This window comes from Tahibacter sp. (assembly GCF_032229445.1).
Taxonomy (GTDB): domain Bacteria; phylum Pseudomonadota; class Gammaproteobacteria; order Xanthomonadales; family Rhodanobacteraceae; genus Tahibacter.
This window is the reverse complement of record NZ_JAVTWC010000053.1, coordinates 1-22,760: the sequence shown is the minus strand read 5'-3', so window position 1 is coordinate 22,760 and position 22,760 is coordinate 1. Positions and strand designations below refer to the sequence as shown.

At 67.1% G+C, this 22,760-nt stretch carries 21 protein-coding genes; 9 read left to right on the top strand and 12 right to left on the bottom strand.

All coding sequences use genetic code 11. The annotated features are described in order from the left end of the window. Positions 1-4: 4 nt before the first annotated feature. Positions 5-1,078: a biotin synthase BioB gene (gene bioB / locus RUU78_RS10225; RefSeq protein ID WP_313916231.1), complete on the bottom strand. Its 1,074-nt coding sequence runs from the start codon at positions 1,076-1,078 to the stop codon at positions 5-7. A 61-nt stretch (positions 1,079-1,139) separates the two neighbouring features. Here bioB and RUU78_RS10220 point away from each other — a divergent pair, with 61 nt between their 5' ends. Next, positions 1,140-1,865, top strand: coding sequence for a ComF family protein (locus tag RUU78_RS10220; RefSeq protein ID WP_313916229.1), 726 nt, complete (start codon positions 1,140-1,142; stop codon positions 1,863-1,865). Positions 1,866-1,947: 82 nt separating this feature from the next. On the opposite strand, the gene RUU78_RS10215 is transcribed toward RUU78_RS10220, so the two are convergent. Together RUU78_RS10215 and ubiA are read right to left on the bottom strand one after the other, a co-directional pair. Continuing rightward, on the bottom strand, positions 1,948-3,546 hold the full coding sequence (locus RUU78_RS10215) for a hypothetical protein (protein WP_313916228.1): 1,599 nt from the start codon (positions 3,544-3,546) through the stop codon (positions 1,948-1,950). 245 nt (positions 3,547-3,791) lie between these two features. Beyond that, positions 3,792-4,805, bottom strand: a complete 1,014-nt coding sequence (ubiA, locus tag RUU78_RS10210) for a 4-hydroxybenzoate octaprenyltransferase (RefSeq protein ID WP_313916226.1) — start codon at positions 4,803-4,805, stop codon at positions 3,792-3,794. Between ubiA and RUU78_RS10205 the strand changes: the two genes are divergently transcribed. Beyond that, positions 4,783-5,088 (top strand): hypothetical protein, encoded by a 306-nt coding sequence (locus RUU78_RS10205; protein WP_313916224.1) that lies wholly within the window; start codon positions 4,783-4,785, stop codon positions 5,086-5,088. The two genes, ubiA and RUU78_RS10205, sit on opposite strands and share 23 nt — an antisense overlap. Before the next feature lie 450 nt (positions 5,089-5,538). Beyond that, entirely contained in the window at positions 5,539-6,099 is a 561-nt protein-coding gene (locus RUU78_RS10200; protein ID WP_313916222.1) for a hypothetical protein, read from the top strand. A 610-nt stretch (positions 6,100-6,709) separates the two neighbouring features. Here the strand turns inward: RUU78_RS10200 and RUU78_RS10195 are convergent. After that, entirely contained in the window at positions 6,710-8,701 is a 1,992-nt protein-coding gene (locus RUU78_RS10195; protein WP_313916220.1) for a bifunctional 2',3'-cyclic-nucleotide 2'-phosphodiesterase/3'-nucleotidase, read from the bottom strand. Positions 8,702-8,850: 149 nt separating this feature from the next. Here RUU78_RS10195 and RUU78_RS10190 point away from each other — a divergent pair, with 149 nt between their 5' ends. Further along, positions 8,851-10,572 carry an alkaline phosphatase gene (locus tag RUU78_RS10190; protein ID WP_313916218.1) on the top strand — a complete coding sequence of 574 codons (1,722 nt, stop codon included), beginning with the start codon at positions 8,851-8,853 and terminating at the stop codon, positions 10,570-10,572. Between the two features lie 46 nt (positions 10,573-10,618). Here the strand turns inward: RUU78_RS10190 and RUU78_RS10185 are convergent, their stop codons facing one another. From RUU78_RS10185 to RUU78_RS10175, 3 genes are all read right to left on the bottom strand, one after another. Continuing rightward, on the bottom strand, positions 10,619-10,762 hold the full coding sequence (locus tag RUU78_RS10185; protein ID WP_313916215.1) for a hypothetical protein: 144 nt from the start codon (positions 10,760-10,762) through the stop codon (positions 10,619-10,621). 98 nt (positions 10,763-10,860) lie between these two features. After that, positions 10,861-11,469 carry a DUF1287 domain-containing protein gene (locus RUU78_RS10180; RefSeq protein WP_313916213.1) on the bottom strand — a complete coding sequence of 203 codons (609 nt, stop codon included), beginning with the start codon at positions 11,467-11,469 and terminating at the stop codon, positions 10,861-10,863. Further along, a complete protein-coding gene (locus RUU78_RS10175) occupies positions 11,466-12,341 on the bottom strand; it encodes an alpha/beta fold hydrolase (RefSeq protein WP_313916211.1) in 876 nt (291 codons plus the stop codon). The genes RUU78_RS10180 and RUU78_RS10175 overlap by 4 nt, the downstream gene beginning before the upstream one ends. A gap of 21 nt (positions 12,342-12,362) precedes the next feature. On the opposite strand from RUU78_RS10175, the gene RUU78_RS10170 reads away from it, so the two are divergent. Beyond that, the gene (locus tag RUU78_RS10170; protein ID WP_313916210.1) at positions 12,363-13,010 is read left to right on the top strand and encodes a YiiX family permuted papain-like enzyme; all 648 of its coding nucleotides are present in this window, start codon (positions 12,363-12,365) and stop codon (positions 13,008-13,010) included. A gap of 198 nt (positions 13,011-13,208) precedes the next feature. Here RUU78_RS10170 and RUU78_RS10165 read toward each other — a convergent pair whose 3' ends face one another. After that, positions 13,209-15,095: a VWA domain-containing protein gene (locus RUU78_RS10165; protein ID WP_313916208.1), complete on the bottom strand. Its 1,887-nt coding sequence runs from the start codon at positions 15,093-15,095 to the stop codon at positions 13,209-13,211. 141 nt (positions 15,096-15,236) lie between these two features. Here RUU78_RS10165 and RUU78_RS10160 point away from each other — a divergent pair, with 141 nt between their 5' ends. After that, on the top strand, positions 15,237-15,842 hold the full coding sequence (locus RUU78_RS10160; RefSeq protein ID WP_313916206.1) for a DUF1579 domain-containing protein: 606 nt from the start codon (positions 15,237-15,239) through the stop codon (positions 15,840-15,842). A gap of 173 nt (positions 15,843-16,015) precedes the next feature. Here RUU78_RS10160 and RUU78_RS10155 read toward each other — a convergent pair whose 3' ends face one another. Further along, positions 16,016-16,705 carry an outer membrane beta-barrel protein gene (locus RUU78_RS10155; protein ID WP_313916203.1) on the bottom strand — a complete coding sequence of 230 codons (690 nt, stop codon included), beginning with the start codon at positions 16,703-16,705 and terminating at the stop codon, positions 16,016-16,018. Positions 16,706-17,208: 503 nt separating this feature from the next. Between RUU78_RS10155 and ygiD the strand changes: the two genes are divergently transcribed. Both ygiD and RUU78_RS10145 read left to right on the top strand, forming a co-directional pair. Further along, on the top strand, positions 17,209-18,006 hold the full coding sequence (gene ygiD, locus RUU78_RS10150; RefSeq protein ID WP_313916201.1) for a 4,5-DOPA dioxygenase extradiol: 798 nt from the start codon (positions 17,209-17,211) through the stop codon (positions 18,004-18,006). Between the two features lie 30 nt (positions 18,007-18,036). Next, a complete protein-coding gene (locus RUU78_RS10145; protein WP_313916200.1) occupies positions 18,037-19,248 on the top strand; it encodes a GNAT family N-acetyltransferase in 1,212 nt (403 codons plus the stop codon). A gap of 67 nt (positions 19,249-19,315) precedes the next feature. On the opposite strand, the gene RUU78_RS10140 is transcribed toward RUU78_RS10145, so the two are convergent. Next, the gene (locus RUU78_RS10140) at positions 19,316-19,888 is read right to left on the bottom strand and encodes a YdeI/OmpD-associated family protein (protein ID WP_313916198.1); all 573 of its coding nucleotides are present in this window, start codon (positions 19,886-19,888) and stop codon (positions 19,316-19,318) included. 199 nt (positions 19,889-20,087) lie between these two features. On the opposite strand from RUU78_RS10140, the gene RUU78_RS10135 reads away from it, so the two are divergent. Further along, the gene (locus RUU78_RS10135) at positions 20,088-20,966 is read left to right on the top strand and encodes a ferritin-like domain-containing protein (RefSeq protein ID WP_313916196.1); all 879 of its coding nucleotides are present in this window, start codon (positions 20,088-20,090) and stop codon (positions 20,964-20,966) included. A gap of 14 nt (positions 20,967-20,980) precedes the next feature. On the opposite strand, the gene RUU78_RS10130 is transcribed toward RUU78_RS10135, so the two are convergent. Then, on the bottom strand, positions 20,981-21,544 hold the full coding sequence (locus RUU78_RS10130; protein WP_313916194.1) for an ankyrin repeat domain-containing protein: 564 nt from the start codon (positions 21,542-21,544) through the stop codon (positions 20,981-20,983). Positions 21,545-21,681: 137 nt separating this feature from the next. Continuing rightward, the coding region (locus RUU78_RS10125; RefSeq protein WP_313916192.1) for a catalase at positions 21,682-22,760 on the bottom strand (1,079 nt) is incomplete at its 5' end.

Here is a 22,760-nt window from a genome sequence, read left to right as displayed (position 1 = left end):
ACGCTCAGGCCGCGATGCTGTCGTCGACCAGGCTGCTGTCGGCACAGGTGCCGCCGCAGCCACCGTTGCCGCAGGCGGGACCGGCGTCGCTCTCGACGATGTCGGCGTGCACGGTCGAGGACTGTTCGACCACGGTCATCGGGTGCACGCCGAGTCGGCGGAACAGCGCCTGGTCGTGCTCCACGTCGGGATTACCCGTGGTCAACAGCTTTTCGCCGTAGAAGATCGAATTTGCGCCGGCAAGGAAGCACAGCGCCTGCAGTTCGTCGCTCATCTCCGCGCGGCCGGCGGACAGGCGCACCATCGACTGCGGCATCAGCAGGCGCGCGACCGCGATCGTGCGCACGAACTCGAACGGATCGAGCAGGGCCGTTCCGGCCAGCGGCGTGCCCGCGACCTGCACCAGCCGGTTGATCGGTACCGAAGTCGGCTGCTGCGGCAGGTTCGCGAGGGTCTGCAGCAGGCCGGCGCGCTGCGCGCGCGTCTCGCCCATGCCGACGATGCCACCGCAGCAGGTCTTCATGCCGGCGTCGCGCACGTGTTCCAGCGTATCGAGGCGATCCTGGTACTCGCGTGTCCGGATGACGTCGCCGTAGAACTCGGGCGCGGTATCGAGATTGTGGTTGTAGTAGTCGAGCCCCGCGGTCTTCAGCGCCCGGGCCTGGTCGCCGCTGAGCATGCCGAGCGTGGCGCAGGTTTCGAGCCCCAGCGCCTTCACCGCGCCGACCATCTCGGCGACTTTCTGCACGTCCTTGTCCTTGGGCGAGCGCCACGCGGCGCCCATGCAGAAGCGCGTCGCGCCAGCGGCCTTGGCCTGCCGCGCCTTGTCCAGCACCATGTCGAGGCCCATGAGCTTCTCGGCCTTGAGCCCGGTCGCGTAGCGCGCGCTCTGCGGACAATATGCACAGTCCTCGGGGCAGCCACCGGTCTTGATCGACAGCAGGGTCGACACCTGTACGGCGTTCGCGTCGAAATGCTGCCGGTGCACCAACTGGGCGCGGTGCAGCAGGTCGGCGAAGGGCAGGTCGAACAGCGCGAGCACTTCCTCGCGCGTCCAGTCGTGGCGTAGGGCTGTCATGGGCGATCGCTTGCGGGCTAAATTCGGCGCGAGTGTCCCGACGCGGGCGGAGGCTGTCAACTTGGAATCGCGTACGACGGTTGACGGCTGGTGGCAACGCCTGGGCTTCGCCCTGCTGCCGTCGCGCTGCCTGCTCTGCCGCGGCGCGGGCAAGCGGCGTCGCGACCTCTGCGCCGCCTGTGAAACCGACCTGCGGCCCAATGCGACCGCCTGCGCCTGCTGCGGCGAGCCCCTGGCGCTGGCCCAGGACTGGTGCGGGCGCTGCCTGAAGCGCCGGCCGGCCTTCCAGTCGACCTGGGCGCCGTTGCTGTACGCCCCGCCATTGAGCGGACTGCTGACGCGCTTCAAGTTTGCCGGCGACCTGGCCGCCGGCCGGGTGCTCGCCGAACTCGCGCTCGACCATTGGCATCGCCAGGCGCCGGCTCGCCCCGAAGCCTTGCTGCCCGTGCCGCTGCATGTCGATCGCCTGTGCGAGCGCGGCTACAACCAGGCGCTGGAGCTGGCCCGGCCGCTCGCGCGCGGCAGCGGCATCACGCTGCTACCGGACGCGCTACGGCGCGAGCGCGCCACGCCCGCGCAGAGCGGACTCAGTGCGCTGGCGCGGCGCCGCAATCTGAAAGGCGCATTCCGTGTGCGCGACGGTATCGTGCTGCCAGCGCACGTCGCCCTCGTCGACGATGTCATGACGACCGGCGCGACCGCGCAGGAATGCGCGCTGGCCTTGCGCCGCGCCGGCGTCGGACGCGTCGACATCTGGGCGATCGCGCGTGCGCCGAGCAGGAACTAGTGGGGAGAAGCGAGAAACGAGTCGAAGCGCTGAGCCCGGCTGGCGCCACTCGTTTCTCGCTCCTGTCCCCTCGTTCCTGCCTTCAAGTATCCAGCCGGCAGCGCCAGTGGAAGGTCACGGCCTTGACGTTGTCGGTCGATGAACTGCCCGATTTCGCCTCGCCCGAGATGCCGGTCAGCCAGGTGGCCGAGCTGCCGGGCAGCGGCGGATTGTCGAACAGCGCGTTGGGATTGGTGCCGCCGGTGCCGCCGCTCAGCGTGCGGCCGTCGTTGGTGGTGAAGGTGAGCTGGTTGACGAGGCCAGTCTCGTAGCCGTTGACGGCCTGTACGACGGCGCTTGCGCTCAGCGACAGGCTCTGCGGCGCACCGTTGTTGCCGCCGGCCTTGGCCTGCGCGACACCATCGAAGCTGACCTGCAATGCATCGATCAGGCTGCCGCTCCACATCGACAGTTGCGTCAGCGTGCGGCCGCCGGCGCGATGGTCGAACCCGGTGGTGCCCTGGTATTCGCCATACGGACCGGTGGCATAGTCGATCTCCGGCGCCGTGACGGGCATGGCCTGGTCGGGATCGAACCAGGCCCATAGCTGGCTGACCGCATTGCTCAGATCGAGCTTCATCGCGACGACATTGCGTACCCAGTCCTTGTACTGGGCCAGGTGCCAGTCGGCCTTGGTGCGGTTGCTGGTCACGCCGCGCCAGCCGTTGAACAGGTCGACGACCAGATAGACGTCGCGGCTGTCTTCCTGCACCACGATCAATTCCAGGCGCCGCGTGATGATGCGGTCGCGCGCGGTCACCAGCAGTTGCTGGTACTCGGCAATCAGGTTGCGGATTTCGATGGTGAGCGCGACGCGGTATTCCTCGGTCAGCGGTTCATCGTGGTAGTAGGTGTAGTGCTGCAGGTTCTCGCGCAGGGTGGCCAGCCGCAGCGTGGCATACGGCAGGAAGAAACCGAGCTTGCTTTCGGGGTTCTGCTTGTCGACGAAGTACGCGGCGTCGTTGTTCACCGTGTCGAACAGGTTGGTGAAGTTATCCACCTTGGAATCTTTCTGGGTTTCCGGCGTATCGGCGAAGCGCTTGGCCGCGTCGTACAGGGATTCCAGCCGCTCGTCGAGTTTTTCATAGGTCAGCTGCCAGTAGACGCCGGCAACTACCTGGTTGATGTAGTTCTGCTCGCTCGCCCAGAGCTGTTCGGTGTTGTCGACGTCGGGCCACAGGCCGCTGACGAGTGAGCTGATGGTGCCGCCTATGACGGGAATCAGCCCCAGTGCCGTGGACACCGCGGTGCGCAACAGGTTGTTGACCGTGTCGGCATTGACGGTCGGGTCGTTCACTTCAGTCGCGAACGGGCCGCCGGTCTTGCTTTCGGTGAACGAGGCGGGACGCGAGTCGAACAGCTTGAAGCTGCTGATGTTGCCGCCCAAGCCGTAGTCGTCGAGGTTCGACACCTCGGTGTTAGGCCCGAAACTGGCCTGCTTGCCGCCGTAGTCGCGGTCCTTGTAGACGATGAGCCAGGTCCGCGAACCGGTCTTCAGCGAATCCGGCTCGTCGCCTTCCTTGTCGCCGTCGGACTGCGTGTAGTCATCGAGGTTGTTCACGCTCTTGGGGCCGTCGAAACGTAGCGTGGCGCTCTGGAACGCGTCGTCGTCCCAGAACTGGACCCAGCAGCCGTCGGTCATTGCATGTCTCCTGAGGGATTGAAGGCGTGCGCCGAAAGGAACTAGTCCAGTTGCGCACAGAGTTACGAGCGTAAAGGTAGCGAAAGGGCTATCAGCAGGCGGAGGGACGCAGGTGTTCGGCGACCATTGCGGCAGCTGACGGTCCTTGCCAGAGGTTCCGCTGAAGTGGCGGTCCGGACGATTGGCGCTCTGGCGTCACGCGGAACTGCAAGCGGTGTGCAGATAGAGCGGGCGTCCGTATCGCTCTAGCTATGCTGCAACGCCAGCGCGAGGCAGATCGACGCCCATACGGCCATGCCTAGCCAGAGGTTGTTGCGGAACGCAGCAAAGCACGCCGCGCGTTCACGCTCCCGGATCAGGTACTGCTGCCATATGCAGCATCCGGTGGCCGCGCCGACGCCAAGGTAGTAGGTCCAGTGCAGCCCCGCGCGCGTGCCGACCATCAGCAGGGCCAGCACGAAGGTGCCCATGAGCACGCCGATGATGATGCGGTCGTCGTCGCCGAACAGGATCGCGGTGGACTTCGAGCCGGCGGCGATGTCCTCGTCGCGGTCGACCATGGCGTATTCGGTGTCGTAGACCGTGGCCCATACGACGTTGGCCAGGAACAGCAGCCAGCACAGCGGCGGCAGCGCCTGGAACCAGGTCGTCATCGGCGCACCGCCGTTGACTGCCGCGAACGCCATCGGAATCGACCAGCCGAACGCTGCGCCCAGCACGACCTGCGGCAGATGCGTATAGCGCTTGGCGAACGGATACAGGGTGGCCAGCGCCGCGCCGGCCAGCGACAGCTTCACTGTCATCGCATTGGTCAGCAGCACCAGCCCGAAGGCCAGCACCATCAGCACGCCGAACAGCACCAGCGCGGCGCGAGGCGTGATCCGCCCGGCTGCGATCGGCCGGCCGCGCGTGCGCTCGACCTGGGGATCCAGCCAGCGGTCGGCATAGTCGTTGATGACGCAACCTGCGGCGCGCATGAGGAATACGCCGAGCGTGAAGATCACGAGCAGGTGCGGCGGTGGAAAGTCGTCGGCGGCCAGCCACAGCGCCCACCAGGTCGGCCACAGCAACAGCAGCGCGCCGATCGGACGGTCCATGCGCATGAGGACGAGGTAGTCGCGTGTCGCGGGGCGCCAGTGTTTTGGCAGCAGGCGCAGTAGCGCCTCGAGCACGCCGCGGGACCGCGCCGACGCGTCGGCCGGATGTGCCGGCGGGGCAGCCGCTGCCCTGTGCGCCTTGTCGCGTGTCGCGGTCTTCATCGCGGCTTTTCCGGGCGCCGGTCTCGCCGCCGGCAATGATTTCGCTGCCGGCGCCGACGGCGCCGTGCCGCGCACACGGGGCTGCAGGAACGCCGGCGGCGCGGACGCGGTTTCGTCGTCGACGGATGCAGTGGCCGAGGCCGGCAAGGGCTGGGCGGGACGGGACGGCGCGGCCGTCGGCGCCGGCGGAGTGCGCGGCGCCGTCGTGCTCGTCGTCATGCCGGCTGACCCCGTGGTGGCAGGCGTCGCGCCGAACGTGTCGGGGCGCGGCGGTGCGTGTTGAGCCCGGTCGGCGGCGGTTCGTGCCGTCATCGATGCACCGGACGTGGATGCCAGTGGCGTAGCGGTCGCGCGCGGCGCAGCTGCGGTAGGCGGCACCGCTGGTCCTGCGGGTGCTGGCGTTGATGTCGCTGGTGTTACCGGCGCCGGCGCCGGCGCCGCGCGTGCCGGCGTCGCGGCGGATGCTGGCGCCATGGGTGGCGGCGCCGGTGAGGTCGCCACGTGTGCAGGTCGGGTCGTGGTGGGCGGAACAGGCGCCGCCGGCGGCGCCTGTTCCGCGGGTGCCAGATCGGGGCGCATCGCGGTGGCAGAAACGGGTTGAACGCGTTCCGCCGAGGGGAAATCCGTCGGGCGCTCGGTGGCTGCGCTCGCGGCCACCGGTAATGGTGGTCGTGCGGGACTGGGCGCCGTCGTCGGCCCCCCGGCTGCAGCGGCACGCATGGATGGCGATGCTGTGGAAGCCGTCGCCGCGACCGCGGTGGACGCGTCCGTCGCCCTGGGTGCCGGTGTCGCCGGACGTGGCGCGGCCGGTACGGACGCAGACAGCGATGCAGGCGTTGGCGCGTCCGTACGTGTCACGGGCAGAGTCGATGGAGGATTGGTCGGTGTCGCAGGACCGGCCGATGCTTCGGCCGCCGCCGCGCGCAGGGATGGGGCCGAAGCGGGCGTTGTCGCGGCTGGCGGAACCAGGGTCGCGGAAGCGCCGGCGTGGCTTGGCGCAGCCGACGCTCAGGCGGAATCCCCCGGCACGGGCGCGGCCGCGCGCGGTGCACGGCTGCGCGGCTTCGGCGCCGCCGCCCCCGGCGACTGCACCGTTGCATCTGTCGCGGTCGTCTGGTCGCTTGCTGCCGCCGCGGCCGGCTTGCGCGGCATACGCGGTTTCGGCGGCGGTCTCGGCAACGTGGCGTCAGCCTCGGCGGGCTTGCTGCGGCTGCGCGGCTTTGCAGCCAGTTGCGGCATTCCGTCGCCGTCGCTGCCCGGCGCTTCGGTCTTCTTGCTCATTGCGCGAGTGTAGCCGGCCACGCTCGCGCTGCAGCGTGCGCGCGGCGCATCCACGCTGGTGAACGGCATGCCTGAACGCGGTGGCATGGTCTTCGGATCCCAGAATTCGCGAACGCACCGAATGATTTCCTGGGGCACACATTCATTAAATCTCTGGACACCCACGGCGGTATTTCCTGGACACCCGACTATTTCCCGGATGACTTCCTGGACATCGGGTGACTTCCTGGGGTGACTTCCTGGACACCCATTGCCGAGTTCCTGAATGCCGGGTTCCTCGACATCCGATCCATTTTCTGGACACCCACTATTCCCCGCACGACTTCCTGGACGGACGACTTCCTTGGACCCCTGCCGCTTTCCTGTGCCGAGTTCCTGGATGCCAATTTCCCGGGTGCAATTTCCTGGACACCGGTGCAATTTCCTGGACACCCAATTTCCTGGGCACCCACTATTCCCGGTATTTCCGGACACCTATTTCCGGATGGTTCCTGGACACCCATCAGCGGTTAACAGCGGTTACCTGGACACCCACGGATTCCAGGAATCCCGAGCGCGCCGATTTCCCAGGCACACCATCGCCGATCGACTGCGCTCATCACGCAATCAGCCGGCCTCGGCATTCACGGCGAAAAGCCGTACGTCGCCGTGCCGTCGCCGTTGTCGCTGAGCTCGCGGATGCCCTTGAGTTCGCTGGCTTTGGCAATCGCCGCCTGGCCCGCACGCGAGCGGAAGGTGAGCGGGGCCTTGAGCTTCAGCGGCAGGAAATGCACCGGACTGGCTTCGATGTCGCCGCGCGCGAGTTTCGGGTGTGCCTTGAGCCACGCGATGACCACGTCGCGGTTGGTCGTCTCGGATGACATGACGATGTTCTTGCCGTCCAGTCCCGGGATGCTGCCGCTGCCGCTGGCGCGGTAGTTGTTCGTCGTGACGATGAAAGGCTGGTCCGGCTTCACCGGCTTGCCGGCATGGGTGAGCTTGACGATGCGTTCGCCGGCTGCGCGCGTCAGATCGATGGTGTAGCTCAGCTGGCCCTGGATCACGTCGAAGTTGTAGGTCGGCACGCGCGTGTTGATCAGCGCCTGTGCTTCGGCCGACTGCGGGTCGATGCGATTGAAGCGCTCGGCGGATTTCTCCAGCCAGCCCTTGAGGATTGCGCCGTCGATCTGTACTGCGGCGATGGTATTCGGATACAGGTACAGGTCGGCCGCACTCTTGATCGTGACCTTGCCGGGCTTCACGTCGCTGTAGTCTTCCGGCCCGGCGAAGCCGGCCTTGAACGCCGCGGCGGCGGACAGCACCGGGATGCCGGCGAGGTCGGGCCGTTCGTTCCTGATCCACTCCTCGGTGAAGGCGCGCTGTGCGGCATTGACCACGCCAAGCCCGCTGACGTCGCCCTGATCGGCGAAATAGGTGCTCATGCGGAAGCTCGTCTCGCCGATCGGCGTATCGACCCACGCGATGGTCGCGCGGTGCTCCGCGTCGACGAGCCTGGCGATCTCCGGATCCGGCGCGACACAGTCCTGGTCCTTGGTGCAGATGCTGCGGACTTCGCTGTAGGTCTTGTCCTTGACCACCTGCCAGCGTCCGCCCTTGCGTTCCAGGGCGAGCTTGATCAGGCCCAGGCCCTTGCCCCAGAAACTGCCCATGACCGCAGGCACGCCGCGCACGAAGCCGCGCTGATTGTCCACTTCTGCCATCGTGTTGAAGCGCGACTTGGGGTTGCTCGCGTTCGGGAAGGTGTCGTGTGAATGGCCGAGCATGATCGCGTCGATGCCGTCGACGCCGGCCAGGTGCCAGTTCGCGTTCTCCATGTCGCTGACATAGGGCGACGGGTTGAGGCCGCCGTGCGACACCGCCACGACGAGATCGACCTTCTGTGCGCGCAGCTCCGGCAGGTATTTCTGCGCCGCCTCGACCACGCCGAGTGTCGTCACCTTGCCTTCGAGGTTGCGCTTGTCCCACTTGAGGATCGGCGGCGGCGCGAAACCGAGCACGCCAACGCGCAGCGGCACGCTGATCGCACTGCCGTCGGGCGTATATGCGGTGATGGTCTTTTCCAGCACCAGCCACGGCGCGTACAGCGGTTTGCCGTCGCGCGCGGAGAACACGTTGGACAGCACGAAAGGGAACGCCGGTCCCTGGCACTTCTGCGGGTTGACGCCATCGGCATCGAGCGGTGTGCCGGTGACCTGGGCCAGAAAGTCCAGGCCATAGTTGAACTCATGGTTGCCGATGGTGCCGGCGTCGTAGCCCAGTGCATCCATCGCCTTGTAGGTCGCGAGCTTCTGCGAGCACGGCAGGCGCTCGGCCAGGGCCTGGTGGTCCGACAGGGCCGTGCCCTGGATCGTGTCGCCGTCGTCGAACAGGAAATTGTTCGGATTCTCCTCGCGTGCGGTGCGGATCAGCGTCGCGACGCGTTCGAAGCCGAGGGTCGGGTCGACCGCGCCCTTGAAGTAATCGAAGCTCAGCACGTTGGCGTGCAGGTCGGTGGTTTCGAGCAGCGCGACATCGGCGCGCGCGCCGTCTTCGAGGCGCGGATTCTTGCCGCCTCCGCCGCTGGCGCAGGCGGTCAGGGCAGCGGCAAGACTGAAGGCAAGCAGGGCACGGGACATGGCAGGGAGGTGGCTGAAGGTCGGGCGCGAACCTTAGCATCGGCCTGCGTCCGTCGCATGTCCGGGGTGCCTGGGACCTGATAGCCGGCGCGACGCAGCGCTGTCACACTGCCTGCTTACCGTCGTGCGTATATGACCCGGAGAGCCTCGTGAAAGCCTTGTGCCTGTTGTCCGCCGCCGTCGCCGTGACCCTCAGTGCCTGCGCCAGCCAGCCAGGGCCCTCAGCGGCGCGCGCGCCGACACCGATCGCGGTGCCGGTGATCCAGCGCCCGCAGCAGGAAACCGCGGCCTGGTGGTTCACGGCCGGTGCGGCCGCGGCCCACGCCAACGTCGGCCACACGCCGCCGCGCGCGAAGAACGTCATCGTGTTCCTCGGCGACGGCATGAGCATCCCGACGATCGCCGCGGCACATATCCTCATGGGCCAGCGCCAGGGCAAGGACGGTGAGAGCGCGCGGCTCGCGTTCGAGACGCTGCCGTACACGGCGTTGAGCCGCACCTACGAAACCGATGCGCAGACGCCGGATTCCGCGGGCACCATGAGCGCGATCATGACTGGCGTTAAGACCAGGGCCGGATTCATCAGCGTCACCCAGGCCGCCGAACGCGCCGACTGCGCGTCCAGCCGCGGCCAGGAAGTGCTGACGGCGCTGGAACTGGCCGAACTCGCCGGCCTGTCCACGGGTGCGGTGACGACGACCAAGATCACGCACGCGACGCCGGCCGCGACCTATGGCCACCTGCCCGAACGCAACTGGGAATCCGACGTCGACGTGGCGCAGTCGCCCAAGGGTGGCGACTGCGTCGACTTCGCGCGGCAGCTCGTCGAGCAGCCGTTCGGCGACGGCCTCGAAGTGGCGCTCGGCGGCGGCCGCGAGAATTTCATGCTGCCGACCCAGCGCGATCCGGAAGAGACCGGACGGCCTGGCAAGCGCCTGGACCAGCGCGACCTGATCGCCCAGTGGGCCGCGCGTCCCGGCGCGAGCTACGTATGGAACAAGGAACAATTCGACAAAGTCGATATTTCATCGACGCGGCACCTGCTCGGCCTGTTCGAGCGCTCGCACATGCGTTTCGACCACGACCGCCTGAATCCGCCGGCCGGCGAAACCGGCCGTGTCGCCGCCGACGAGCCCAGCCTCGCGGACATGACGCGCACGGCCCTGAAGCTGCTCAAGAAGAATCCCAAGGGCTATTTCCTCATGGTCGAGGGTGGCCGCATCGACCACGGCCACCACGCCGGCAACGCGTTCCGCGCGCTGACCGACACGATCGCGTTCTCCGACGCCGTACAGGTGGCGATGGACGATACCGATGTCGCGGACACGCTGATCGTCGTCACGTCGGATCATTCGCATACGCTGACCTTTGCCGGCTACCCGCAGCGCGGCAACCCGATCCTCGGCCTGGTCCACGGCGGTTCGGATTTCGAGGACGCCGGCGCGACGCTCGCGCTGGACCAGCACAAGTTGCCGTACACGACGCTGGGCTACGCCAACGGCCCCGGCTATGCCGGTGCCAGCGACAGCCAGCCCGAAGGCCCCAAGACCTATCCGCACTACTACCGTAGCCTCGGCAAGCCGGCGAGCCGCCGGCCGGATCTCACCAAGGTCGACACCGAGGCGCCGGACTACATGCAGGAATCGACCGTCCCGTTCATGAGCGAAAGCCACGGTGGCGAAGATGTCGCGATCTTCGCGCGCGGTCCCGGCGCGCAGGCCTTCCACGGCGAACTCGAGCAGAATGTCATTTTCCACATCATCGCGCAGAGCGCGCCGGCGCTGCGCAAGCAGCTGTGCGCGATCGGTAGCTGCAATGCCGACCAGGTGCCGGTGACATTGCCGGATCGCGCGAAGGTGCTCGCGAAGTAGCCGCAGCACTCGGGAACGCTCGCCGCCGCGTCGCGGCGGCGGCGCTTCACGCCAGATAGAGCGGTTCCGACACGACGCGGCGGCGCCAGCCGCCTTTCGGTTCTGCGAACACGACCATTTCGGCCGCGAGGTCATGGTCGGACGCGACGAGCCCGAGCCCCTCGGCCATGATGAGCGTGATCGCGTGCATCGGCCTGAGTCTGCGCGAAGTGCAGCCGCAGACAGCCTTCCGGGTCGAAACTGTTGAAATCGGCATAGTCGGTTGGCCGTGACATGTTCGGCCGCGGGCTAAGGCTCATAGCGGTAGTGCCCCGTTATGACGTAGTCGAACAGCATGTCCTCGCGCTGCGTGCCCGCACCGATGTTGTGCACGATCAGCGGCCGGCCGTTGCTCCGCTGCGCCGACACCAGGCCGATGTGCGGCACGCCGCTGGCCAGGCGCCAGGTCACGATGTCGCCGGGCGCGTAGATCGACGCGTCGGTCTGACTCACGGCCAGCGCGCGGCCGTGACGCGCGAAGAAGGTCGCGAGGTTCGGCACGCGGCGATGGTCGATGTTGCGGTCGGTGCTGCGCAGGCCCCAGAGCTTCGGATACGCCGTCCATACCGCGCGCATGTCCTCGTGGACCCGCTGCTGCAGGTCCACCCCGATGCCACGGTACGCGCGGATCACCACGTCGGTGCAGACGCCGCGCTCGGGCGGCACATCGCCTCCCGGATAGGGGATGCGTGCATACGCCGGGTCGTAGTACAGCGTCACGCCGATCTGGGCAGCGGCGGCGTCGAGCAGAGTCTCGGGAAACGCGGCGGGCTGCGCGCTCGCCGTCGTCGCGGTGCCTGCCAGCAGCAGTGCGAGCAGCGCGCCGGTGCAGCGATGGCGCACCGAAGACGTCTTCATGGCGAGGATGCCGTCGCTGCTGCGGACAACGGCGGCAGCACCTGTTGCGCACGCAGGAAATCGCCGACGAGGCGGGCGAGGTCGCGATCGAAATAGGCGCAGTCGTTATGGCCGCAGACCTCGCGATGCAGTTGCGTGCGTGGCGATGCCGCCGCGATCGTGCGCGCGTGCGCGAGCGGTATCAGTCCGTCGTTGTCGCCATGCATCAGCAACACCGCGCGCGGGAACGCGGCAACACGTGCCGCGGTATCGAACGGATCGCGTACGAGCCAGCGCGGCAGGTAGTGGTCGTGCGCCAGATCGGCGGTGGAGGCGAACGTCGACAGCAGCACGAGTGCCGCCAAAGGCCGGTGCCGGGACAACTCCGCGGCCGGCGCACCGCCGACGGAGCGACCGAGTGCGACGATGCGTGCGCGATCTACCCGCGGATGCTGTGCGAGCCAGTCGTAGGCCGCGGTGGACGCTTCGACCAGGCTGTCGAAACCGGGTTTGCCGTCCGCGCCCGCATAGCCGGGCAATTCGAGCAGGAAGACGTGGAGGCCCAGCGCGCGCAACGCATCGGAGCTGCGCAGGTGCTGGTCGATGGTTTCGCCGTTGCCGTGAAAGAACAGCACCGCAGGAGCGGGCGCCCAGGATGTTGGCTCCGCTCCCCGTGCTGGCAGGAACACGCCCCGCGCGCGACCGAACGACACGGGTGGCTCGACGAGCTGGGCGGGCGCGGCCAGGGTTGCGCGAAACGGATAGCGCTGGCCGTCGGCGAGCGGGAACAACAACTGGCGCTGTGCGGTATAGAACAACGCGGCATAGGCCGCGTAGGCAAGCACCACGACCCACGCAACGCCGCCGAGCACCCGTCGCAACCCTGCGCTCATCGATCTCTCCGGATTCCGACCATGCCTGTCATGTTTCGCCATCGCCGTTTCCCCGCGTCGGTACTGCAAGCCCTGCTGCTGGCCGCATCGCTGGCCTTCGGGCTGAGCGCCTGCGCCGCCGACACACCGCTGCGTGACGGCGACATCATCTTCCACACCTCGCGATCCTCGCAAAGCGCCGCAATCCAGCGCGCCACGCATTCGCGCTACAGCCACATGGGCCTGATTCTCCACCGTGGCGGCCAGCCGTTCGTGTTCGAAGCCGTGTCGACCGTGAAGTTCACGCCGCTCGCGCAGTGGATCGCGCGCGGCGAACGCAGCCACTACGTCGTCAAGCGCTGGCGCGATGCCGACGCGCGCCTCGATGCGGCCGGGGTGGCGCGCCTGCGCGACGCGGCGACGGCGATGGCGGGAAAGTCCTATGACCTCACGTTCGAATGGTCCGACCAGCGCATCTACTGTTCCGAGCTGGTGTGGAAGGCCTACGAGCGCGCGTTCGGTGTGCGTCTCGGCGAAACCCAGCGCCTCCGTGATTTCGATCTCTCCGATGCGGCCGTGAAAGCCAAACTCCGCGAGCGGTACGGCACGAAGCTGCCGCTGCAGGAAACGGTGATCTCGCCGCAGGCGATGTTCGACAGTGCGTTGTTGATGACGGTGGTGGAGCAATAATCGTTTGGCCGTGTCACGAAAACGGTCGTGCATTTTCGGCTGAATCGTCTTTATAGCTCCGTCGGAGCATTCCTCAATATGGGTCGACGGTAGCCGTTTGAGTTCCATGTAAACACCATCCCTATCCGAACCTCTGGCCCAGCGGGTCGGAGGGTCGGATAGGGATGGTGTGGCGCTGTGCAGATATGAGCAGCAAGCTCAGTCGGCAATCACCGCCACTTCGGGAGTCTCCTGCCCGCCCTTGAGTCGGCGCGCCGTGGCGACGAGTTTGAGGAATTCCTCGCGATAGCCGTCGCTGTCCGTGCCGCGTGCACCGCGCGCCAGCGTGGCGATGCGCTCGAGATCGAACGCGCCAAGGTGCGCGCCGCCGCGCAGCGTGTCGGCGAACGCGGCGACCGCCGCAGCGAAGCGCAGACGCTCGCTCGCGCTGTCCTGCAGTTCGCTCTTGCGCAGCGGACGCTCGATCAGTCGGCTGGTGTCTTCGTTGGGCTTCTTGTAGCGCAGCTTGACGAAGGCGATCTCCTGCGCGTCGACACTGTTGGCCGGCTTGTTGCCGCCGCCGTAGCGCAGCGGATCGACCTGGCTGCCGCCGTCGCCGACGAGGGTCAGCTCGTACAGCGCGGTGACGTCGTGGCCCGCCCCGATCTCGCCTGCGTCAATCTTGTCGTTATTGAAATCCTCGCGCCGCAGCTGACGGTTCTCGTAGCCGATCAGGCGGTATTCGGACACCGCGGCCGGATTGAATTCGACCTGGATCTTGACGTCCTTGGCGATCGTGAACAGCGTCGCGCCGGCTTCGGCCACGAGCACCTTGCGCGCTTCGGCGAGCGTATCGATGTAGGCGTGGTTGCCGTTGCCGATGTCGGCCAGTTGCTCGGCCAGTTGTTCGTTGTAGTTGCCGGCGCCGAAGCCCAGCGTGGTCAGTGCCACGCCATGCTCGCGTTCGCGCGCGACCAGGGTCTTGAGCGCCTCGTCGTCGGTCGTGCCGACGTTGAAATCGCCATCGGTGGCGAGCACGACGCGATTGATGCCGCCCTTGATCAGGTTCTGCCTGGCGGTCGTGTAGGCGAGCTGGATGCCGGCACCGCCGTTGGTAGAGCCACCCGCGGAAAGGCTGTCGAGCGCATCGAGGATGCGCTGGCGCTGGTCGCCCGGGGTCGGCGCGAGCACGAGACCGGCGCTGCCGGCATAGACGACGATCGACACGCGATCCTGCTCGCGCAGGTTCGGCACCATCTGCTTGAAGGCATCGCGCAACAGCGGCAGCTTGTCCGGCGAGTTCATCGATCCGGACGTGTCGATCAGGAACACGAGGTTGGACGGCGGGATCTCGCTCTGCGGCAGCTCATACCCCTTGATGCCGACCAGGAGCAGTTTGCGTTGCGCGTTCCACGGTGCCGCGGCCAGTTCCGTCGTCACGCTGAACGGCATATCGCGCGTCGTCGGCGGCGTATAGCCATAGTCGAAATAGTTGAGGAATTCCTCGGCGCGGACCGCGTCGCCCGGCGGCAACTGGTTGGCCGTGAGCATGCGCCGCACATTGGTGTAGCTGCCGGTATCGACGTCGATGGAAAAGGTGGAAACCGGATTGTCCGCGGTGATCTGCAGCGGATTGTCGGCGTGGTCCTGATAGCGCTCGGTATTGGCCGGCTGCGTATGGGTGGGCTGTCCCGCGACGGCCGGGGAGGCTCGGTAGTGGAGCGTGCCGGACGCGTTGCGCTGTGCCACCGGCGCGGGCGCCACCATTGAGGCCGGCTTGGGAGCGGATATGGATACCGGCGGTTCGGCCGGTGGAGCGATGCTCACGGGTTTTACGGCATCCGCAACGTTGTCCTTTTCTGCATCGGCCGATGCAGCCGTGGCAGCACCCGCGGCGGCCTGTACGTCGGCGCGGATCCCCTTGTGCTCCTCGCGCTTGTCGTCACGGCCGAGTCTTGCGACTTCGGGTGTGGTTGCTGGCTGCTGTCGCTGTGTCTCGTCGCGCTTGGCCGTGCTTTCGGGCAGCGTGGATTGCTTCTGGGTGCAGGCGGCCAAGCCCAGGGTCAGGGCGAAGCTGATCGCGATCGTGAGGCGGGTGCTGCGCATGGTCGTGCTCCGTCGTCGGGTGAGTGGGGCCATACAACGGCGCCTTCCCGAAGCCGGGGTTAGGGTCTTCTGCGGCGATGTTTCCACGCTGTCGTCGGGGATTACCATCGGCAAGCCCCTTCCGGGCAATGGGAGGCTCAGATGAACCGATTCACCGCAATCGCAGTGAGTGCGTTGATGACGGCGGCGGGGGCTGCTGCCGCCGAAGACAAGAAGGCCGAAGCGCCGCCGATGACGGCCGAACAGCAGGCGCAGATGGCCGCGTTCGAAAAGGCGAGTACGCCGCGTGCCGAGCACCAGCAGCTGGCCTATTTCGTCGGCAACTGGACCACGAAGACCCAGGTCTGGATGGACCCGAAGGAGCCGGCCATGGAAAGCCCGGGGACGTCCAAGGGTGAAATCGTCTACGGCGGCCGCTATGTCTCGATGACCTATGTCGGCACGTTCTGGGGGCAGCCGTTCAACGGCTACGGGCTGCTCGGCTTCGACAACCTGCGCGGCAAGTTCTTCAACACCTGGGTGGATTCGATGACGACAGGCTTCTGGCTGGCCTGGGGCGAATACGACAAGTCCAGCAACGCCTGGACCTTCCTCGGCGAGATGCCGGACATGATGAAGCCGTCGACGATGATCAAGGTTCGCCAGGTCATCCGCATCTTCGACCAGAACCACTACGGCTTCGACTGGTACGAATTCCGCGACGGCAAGGAGACGCGCACGATGAATATCGACTACCGGCGCCAGTAGCGCGGGAGCGTGATGCGAGCAGTGCAGGGATCGCGTACCGCGGTCGGCAGGGCGGCAACAGCGGGATTGCGTACCGCGATCGTCAGGCAGGAAACCCGGATCGCGTACCGGGATCGGTCAGCCAGAAAACCGGGATCGCGTGATCGCGTACCGCGATCCCGGGATCTCACGCCTTACTGGCCGAAGCGGTAGGCGACATTCATCGATACGAAGTCGATGTGGTCGAAGCGGCCATTGCCGTCGGTGCCGAGGTCGAAGCGGCGGCCGACGTTGGTATAGCGGTCCCAGTCCAGGCGCACGTCCCAGTTCGGCGTGACGCGCACATTGAGGCCCAGGCCGTAGGTCAGCTTGGTGTCGCTGTTGCTGTTGCTGAAGCGGTGCGGCTGGCCGTCGGCGGCGGTGCCGGTTTCGTCGTAGTCCATCTGCGCGTTGAACAGGCCCACGCGCAGGATGCCCGAGGTGCGGTCGTTGAAATCCAGCTCGCCGAACACGGTGCCGCTGGCGCCGGCGATGTTGTACAGGCCGACGATGTTCGCATCGGCGTTGGTGAGCGGGATCTGCGAGTGCAGCACATAGTTGCTGCCGACCTCGCCGAGATCGACCCAGCCGAATTCCACACCGAGCCAGGGCAGGAAGCGGTAGCCGCCGAAGAGCTTCCAGGCCTGGTCGCTGTCGTCGGTCAGCCGGCCGGAAACGAAGGAATAGTCGGGATAGTTGGCGTAGGCCGAGCGGATCTGGCCGGTGAGGTTGTCGTCGTAGCGCGCCTGGCCGATGCCACCGCCGACGTAGAAGCCCGGGTCGCCGGCCTGTGCGGTGCCGATGCCGGCGCAGATCAGGCTTGCGCAAAGTAGTTTTTTGAACATTTCGTAGTCTCCAGAATGGTGAAGCCTGTGTACGGGTGGCACCCCAGCTCATCCACCTGCAGCGACAGGCCGCAACCGCCTCCCTGGCGCGGTCGGTGGGACGCTAGCACACGGCAATGCGGCGCCGCATGTGGGAGGCGGAATGCCCGACGCTGCGCTGGGTCACGTTGAGTAATTGATTGATAGCGTATTCGCAGCACCAAATGTCACGAGCGGTCACAGCAGTTTCGCTGCACGAGGGCGCACAATTGCAGCTGGTGCAAATGACGGCCGGCCGATGCCCACTCACGGGAGCATCCTCGGTCGTCATTTGCATCGCTGCGTCCGGTGCCTTCCGTGGTTTGGGCCCGTTGCGGCGGTGGCGACGACCACGGTTTTCAAGCCATTGCCTCCGTTATGACGCGTGGCTCGCGCTATTCCCCCAACGAATGGCTTGAGCGCCGCGGCCGCGACCTCATCTGAGCGTGTTCCGGCGTTCGCGCGCCTGCCTATCCAGGAACGTCATGCCTGCCCCCCGTCAGCCCGTCCTGTTCATCGGCCATGGCTCGCCAATGAACGCGATCGAACGCAACCGCTGGAGCGAAGCGCTGCGCCAACTCGGCAGCACCCTGGCGCGGCCGGAGGCCATTCTCGTCGTCTCCGCGCACTGGTTCGTACCGGGCAGCTGGGTCACGGCGCAGCCGCAGCCGGCGACGATCCACGACTTCGGCGGATTCCCGCCCGCGCTGTACGAAATGCGGTATCCCGCGCCGGGTGCGCCGCAACTCGCCACGGCGATCGCGGACGCCAGCGAAGGCCGCATCCGTACGACGACCGGGTGGGGCCTGGACCATGGCAGCTGGAGCGTGCTGTGCCACCTGTTCCCGTCGGCCGACGTGCCGGTGCTGCAGCTGAGCATCGACCAGCACGCGACGCTGGAGACGCATGCAGCGATTGGCGCGCAACTCGCGCCGCTGCGCGATCAGGGCGTACTGGTGCTCGGCAGCGGCAACGTGGTGCACAACCTCGGCCATGCGTTCCGCGCCTGGCGCGCCGGCGACCGCGCGACGCCGGACTGGGCGGCGCGCTTCGACCGCGCGGTCGAAACCGCGGTGCTCGGGGTTGATCGGGCCGGCGGTGTCATCGCCGCGGCGCAGAACGCCGATGCGGCGATGGCGCATCCGACGCCGGAACATTTCCTGCCGCTGCTGTACGCCGCCGCGGCGAGCGCTCCGGACGATCGCGTCGATTTTCCGGTGACCGGCTTCGACATGGGTTCCCTGTCGATGCGCAGCGTGCGCTTCCAGCGCGGCGCGGACTAGACTCCTCCCGATCAATGGGGAGCGATCAGCATGGGCAAAGGCATCAGCGGCGCCGTCGACGGAATCAGGGCTGCCCTGCAGCGGCACGACAAGCGCGCACGGCCCGGCGGACTGGATTGCGCGCTGGCCGACCGCATCGATTTCCTCAATCCCGAACACTGGGACGCGCTGACCCACGGCGCATCGTTCTTCATGTCGCGAGGCTACCGGCGCCTGCTCGAAACCCACGCGCCCAGCGGCATGAGCCCGCGCTATGCCCTGGTCTACCGCGACGGCAGGCCGCTCGTCGCGGTCGCCGCGCAGGTGCTGGAGGTGCGCGGCAACCAACTGGCGAACCTGCCCGAGTCGCGCGTGCGCAAGAAGGCGCTGGAACAGGTGCGCACGCGGCTGCTGGTTTGCGGCAGCCTCGTATCAAGCGGTTTCCACGGCCTCGCGTTTGCCGACGGCGAGGACCCGGCGCTGCTCTGGCACGGTGTGGCCGAGGCGCTGTACCGCATCCGTCGCGCCGACCGGCTACATGGCCAGATCGACTACGTGATGATCAAGGACCTCGACGACGCGCGCCATGCGAGCGCGTCGCCGCTGCGCGATTTCAGCTATCGGCCGCTGGCGACCGAACCGGAGATGGCGATGCCGGTGCGGCCGCACTGGAAGGATTTCGCGGGCTATCTGGCCGACCTGAACTCGAACTACCGCAGCAAGGCGAAGAAGGTCGCCAAGCAGGTCGAGGAGGCCGGCTATCGGATCGAGCGCAACGCCGACGCGGCGGCACACGACGCGCGCCTGCATGTGCTCTACAGCGCGGTCGAGCAGCGGGCGAGCACGCGACTGTCGGCGCTGCCGCCGGGCTATTTCGGCGCGCTCGCGGCGCTGGCCGGTCCGGATCGCATGCGCTGCACGCTGATCCGCAACGACGAGCAAATCGCCGGCTTCATCACCACGATCAAGGACGGCACGCGCGCGCTCGGCTATTACGTCGGCCTGGACTATGAAGTCAACGCGACCGTGCCGTTGTATCTGCGCCTGCTGCAAAGCCTGATCGAGGACGCGATAGAACTGGGCTGCGACGAGTTGAGTTTCGGCCGCACCGCGGCCGAGCCCAAGGCCTCGCTCGGCGCCAGCGCGCATTCCAGCCATGTCTGGATGCGTCATCGCCTGCCCGCCGTGAATGCGCTGATCCGCGAAGTGTTCACGCGCGTGACGCCGGATGCGGCGCCGCAGCGGCGGCCCTTCAAGGAATGAACGCCGCACAGCGTCGCGTCGTGAATTGAAAGGTGCACTGCTTTTTCACCGCGGCGATCCGGGCGTGCTATCGGCGTGTGAACTGCGCCAGGGTCTCGCCGCGGGCGCAGTGGTCGATGAGGTTCTGCAGGCGCCGGGTCTGCGTGGCCTCCTGCTTCGCACCGCTCACCCAGTTGATGCAGGCACGCCGGTACGACGCATTCTGCGCGTCGAAAAATGCCGCCGCGGCCGGATTGGCATCGAGCCGGTTGCGCTGCGTCGGTTCCAGCGCCTCGGGCCGGCGTTCATAGCTGTAGACGGCCGAGCGGTCGTCGCGGCGCGCGGAGTAGGCGGTCCTGCCGGCCGGCTGGATGCGGCCTTCCTGATCGAGTTCGGCGTAGCGGCGCAGGTTCACCGCGCTCCATATGCTGGTCGCCTTGCGCGGCGTGAAGCGGATGCGGTAGCGCTGCTCGTCGACGCGCTGGCGCACCCCGTCGATCCAGCCGTAGCACAGCGCCTCGTCGACCGATTGCGGCCAGGTCATGCTGGGTTCGCCGCTGCCGACCTTGTGGTAGCCGACCCACAGCTCGGTGTCCGTGGCGTGATGTGCCTTGAGCCAGCGGCCGAACTCGGCCGGCGTGCGGAAATAGCGGGCGTCCATGGCAGTCGCTCGTCGAGGCAGGCGGCGATGGTAGCGCGCAGGCCGGCGGAGTTAGAAAGTCTGGTGGTGCGTCGTGGCGTCGTTGTGCGATGGCGACTGCATTCGGCCGGCCAGGGATTGCCCGAACTCGCCCGAACCCGGTCGCCGTCGCGCCCGGCCGCGCGGCCACGGTAGCGCTTCGTGCCTCCCGGAGCCTGCCATGTCGTTTCTCAAACCCGCCGCGCGTCCCTGGCGGGCGACCGATTTCAACTACTCATGGGTCATGCCGCACCAGTTCGACGCCGACCTGGTCTACATCCTGCGCACGACCGCGCTGGTCGAATCGCGCGCCGACCAGTACGGCGATTACCTGCGCGCCGTGTTCGCGACGCGCGGCGCCCCCTGGCGCGAGGCGATCGACCGCTGGAACCACGAGGAAGCCGAGCACGGCCGTGCACTGCGGCGCCTCTGCGAAACGGCTGACGCGCCGTTCGCGTTCGATCGCCACATGGGCGCGTATCTCGACGGCGTCGCCTACCACGCCTGCGACGGCCATTCGGTGCGCGGCTCGATCGCGGGCGAACTCGTCGCGCGCTGCATCGTCGAGGCCCTGGCCAGCACCTTCTACCGCGTGCTGCGCGACAGCTGCCGCGACGAAACCGGCCGCGCCGTGCTGCATACGCTTGCGCTGGACGAAGCGCGCCACTACGGCATGTTCCACGCGATGCTGCAGGCGGAAACGGCGCGGTCGCCGCTATCCCGTTGGCGTCGGATCCGCGTCGGACTCGGACGCATGCTCGAACTCAGCGATGACCAGATCATGTTCGCCGCGTGGCTCGTCGATGCCGATGCGTCGCCGCGGTATCGGCGCGCGCAGACCGCGCGGCGTTACCAGGCCGCGCTGTACCGCCGCTATCGTTTTGAACACCTGTACTTTGCCGCGCGGCTGATCTGTCCAGTGCTGTTCGGCAGCCGCAACGACGTGCTAGGCCGCGCGTTCGCCGCCGGCTTGTGGCTGGGCTTGCGCCTGCGCGGCAGCCTGAGCCGCCTGGGTTCGCGTGCCTCGCGGCAAGAGCTGCCGCGGGCGCGGCATTGCTGAGCTGTTGCGGAGCGTCAGCGCACCGCCAGTTCGCCGATGTGCTGCGCGAGCGCGGCGTTGCCCTGCTGCAGCGCCAGCGTCTGCGCGGTCTGTCCGGCCGCATCGGCCGCCTTCAGGTCGGCACCGCGCGCGGCGAGTCTGTCGATCACGCCCTGCTTGCCGAACAGCGCGGCGAACATCGCTGCGGTCTGGCCGGCGTCGTTGCGCGTGTCGACGGCCGTGCGGCTGTCCTCGAGCAGGCGCAGCACGATGGTTTCCTCGCCCTTGAAGATGGCGCCCATCAGTGCGGTATTGCCGCGCTTGTCGCCGAGGTTGGGATTCGCACCCGCGCGCAGCAGTGCATCGACCGTATCGAGTTTGCCGTTGTAGGCCGCGAGGATCAGCGCGCTGTGGCCGGCCGCATTGACCGCGTCGATGTTCGCGCCGGCCTCGAGCAGATCGGCGACGAGGTCGTTGCGTCCCGCGCGCGCGGCGTCGAACAGATAGTCCTGCGTCTTCTGTGGCGACAGTGCGGGCTCGGACGCGGACACGAACCCGGCGGCGAGCGCCAGCAGCAGGGCGATGACAACAATGCGCATGGGCAGGCTCCGTTGATGCGAGGGTGAGCAAGAGCATGTCCGAACGTTGGGGACATGGGTTTGAGCTACGCAAAACGCCCGGCGATGCCGCACCGTCTTGGGAGAGCGGCAAGACGGCATCGCCAGGCTACGCCGGCCTATTCGGCCAGCGATTCCGCAGCGCGGCGCACCTGCGCCAGATCATCCTTGAGGGCTTGGGTGAGGCGCGTGCCGTAGTCGGCATCGGCCTTGTAGAAATGCGACAGCATCGTCAGGCGCGTGTCGGGGTGGGTGACCTGGCCCAGATCACCGGCGAGATTGGCGACGAGATTCTTCTTCGCGGTCGCGTCGAGCGTCCGGTAGAACTCGCCGGCCTGGCGGAAATTCAGCGTGCGCGCGATGCGCTGCTGCTGGCTGCTGCCACTCAGCGGCAACGCGCTGTATTTCGCATCGGCCGTCTCGGTCATCGCAAAACGGCGGCTGGGCTGGTAGTTCACGTCGGTCGTCGTCGCGCGGATATTCGCCGCACCGTCCTGGTTGCCGTTGAGCACCGCCGCGACGGGCCGGTTGATCGGCAACTGCAAGCCGTTGGCGCCGACGCGATAGAGCTGCGTATCCGCGTACGAGAAGATGCGTCCCTGCAGCAGGCGGTCTTCCGAGGGCTCGATGCCCGGTACGAGATTGGCCGGTGCGAACGCGCTCTGCTCGGTCTCCTGGAATACGTTGGACGGGTTGCGGTTCAAGGTCATCGTGCCGATCCTGGTTTCCGGCACGTCGGGCCAGATCTTCGTCGCATCCAGCGGGTCGAAGTCGAAGCCCGCGAGCTGGCCCGCCTCAAGCACCTGGATGAACAGGTCCCACTGCGGATACTCCTTGCGCGCGATCGCGTCGACGAGATCGCGCGTCAGGTGATTGAAATCGCGCGCCTGCACCTCGGCGACCTGCTTGGCGTCCAGCGTCCTGACGCCTTGCTTGCTGGCCCAGCGGAACTTCACGTAGCGATAGTCGCCGGCCGCATTGACGAACTTGTAGGCATGGACCGAACTGCCGTCCATGAAGCGATAGCCTGTTGGCGTACCGAGGTCGGAATACACGCGGGTCAGCATGTGCGTGGATTCGGGCACATGCGAGAAGAAATCGAAGAAGCGGTTCGGGTCCTGGATGTTGGTGGTCGGCGACGGCTTCAGCGAGTGGACCATGTCCGGAAACTTGATCGCGTCGCGGATGAAGAAGACCG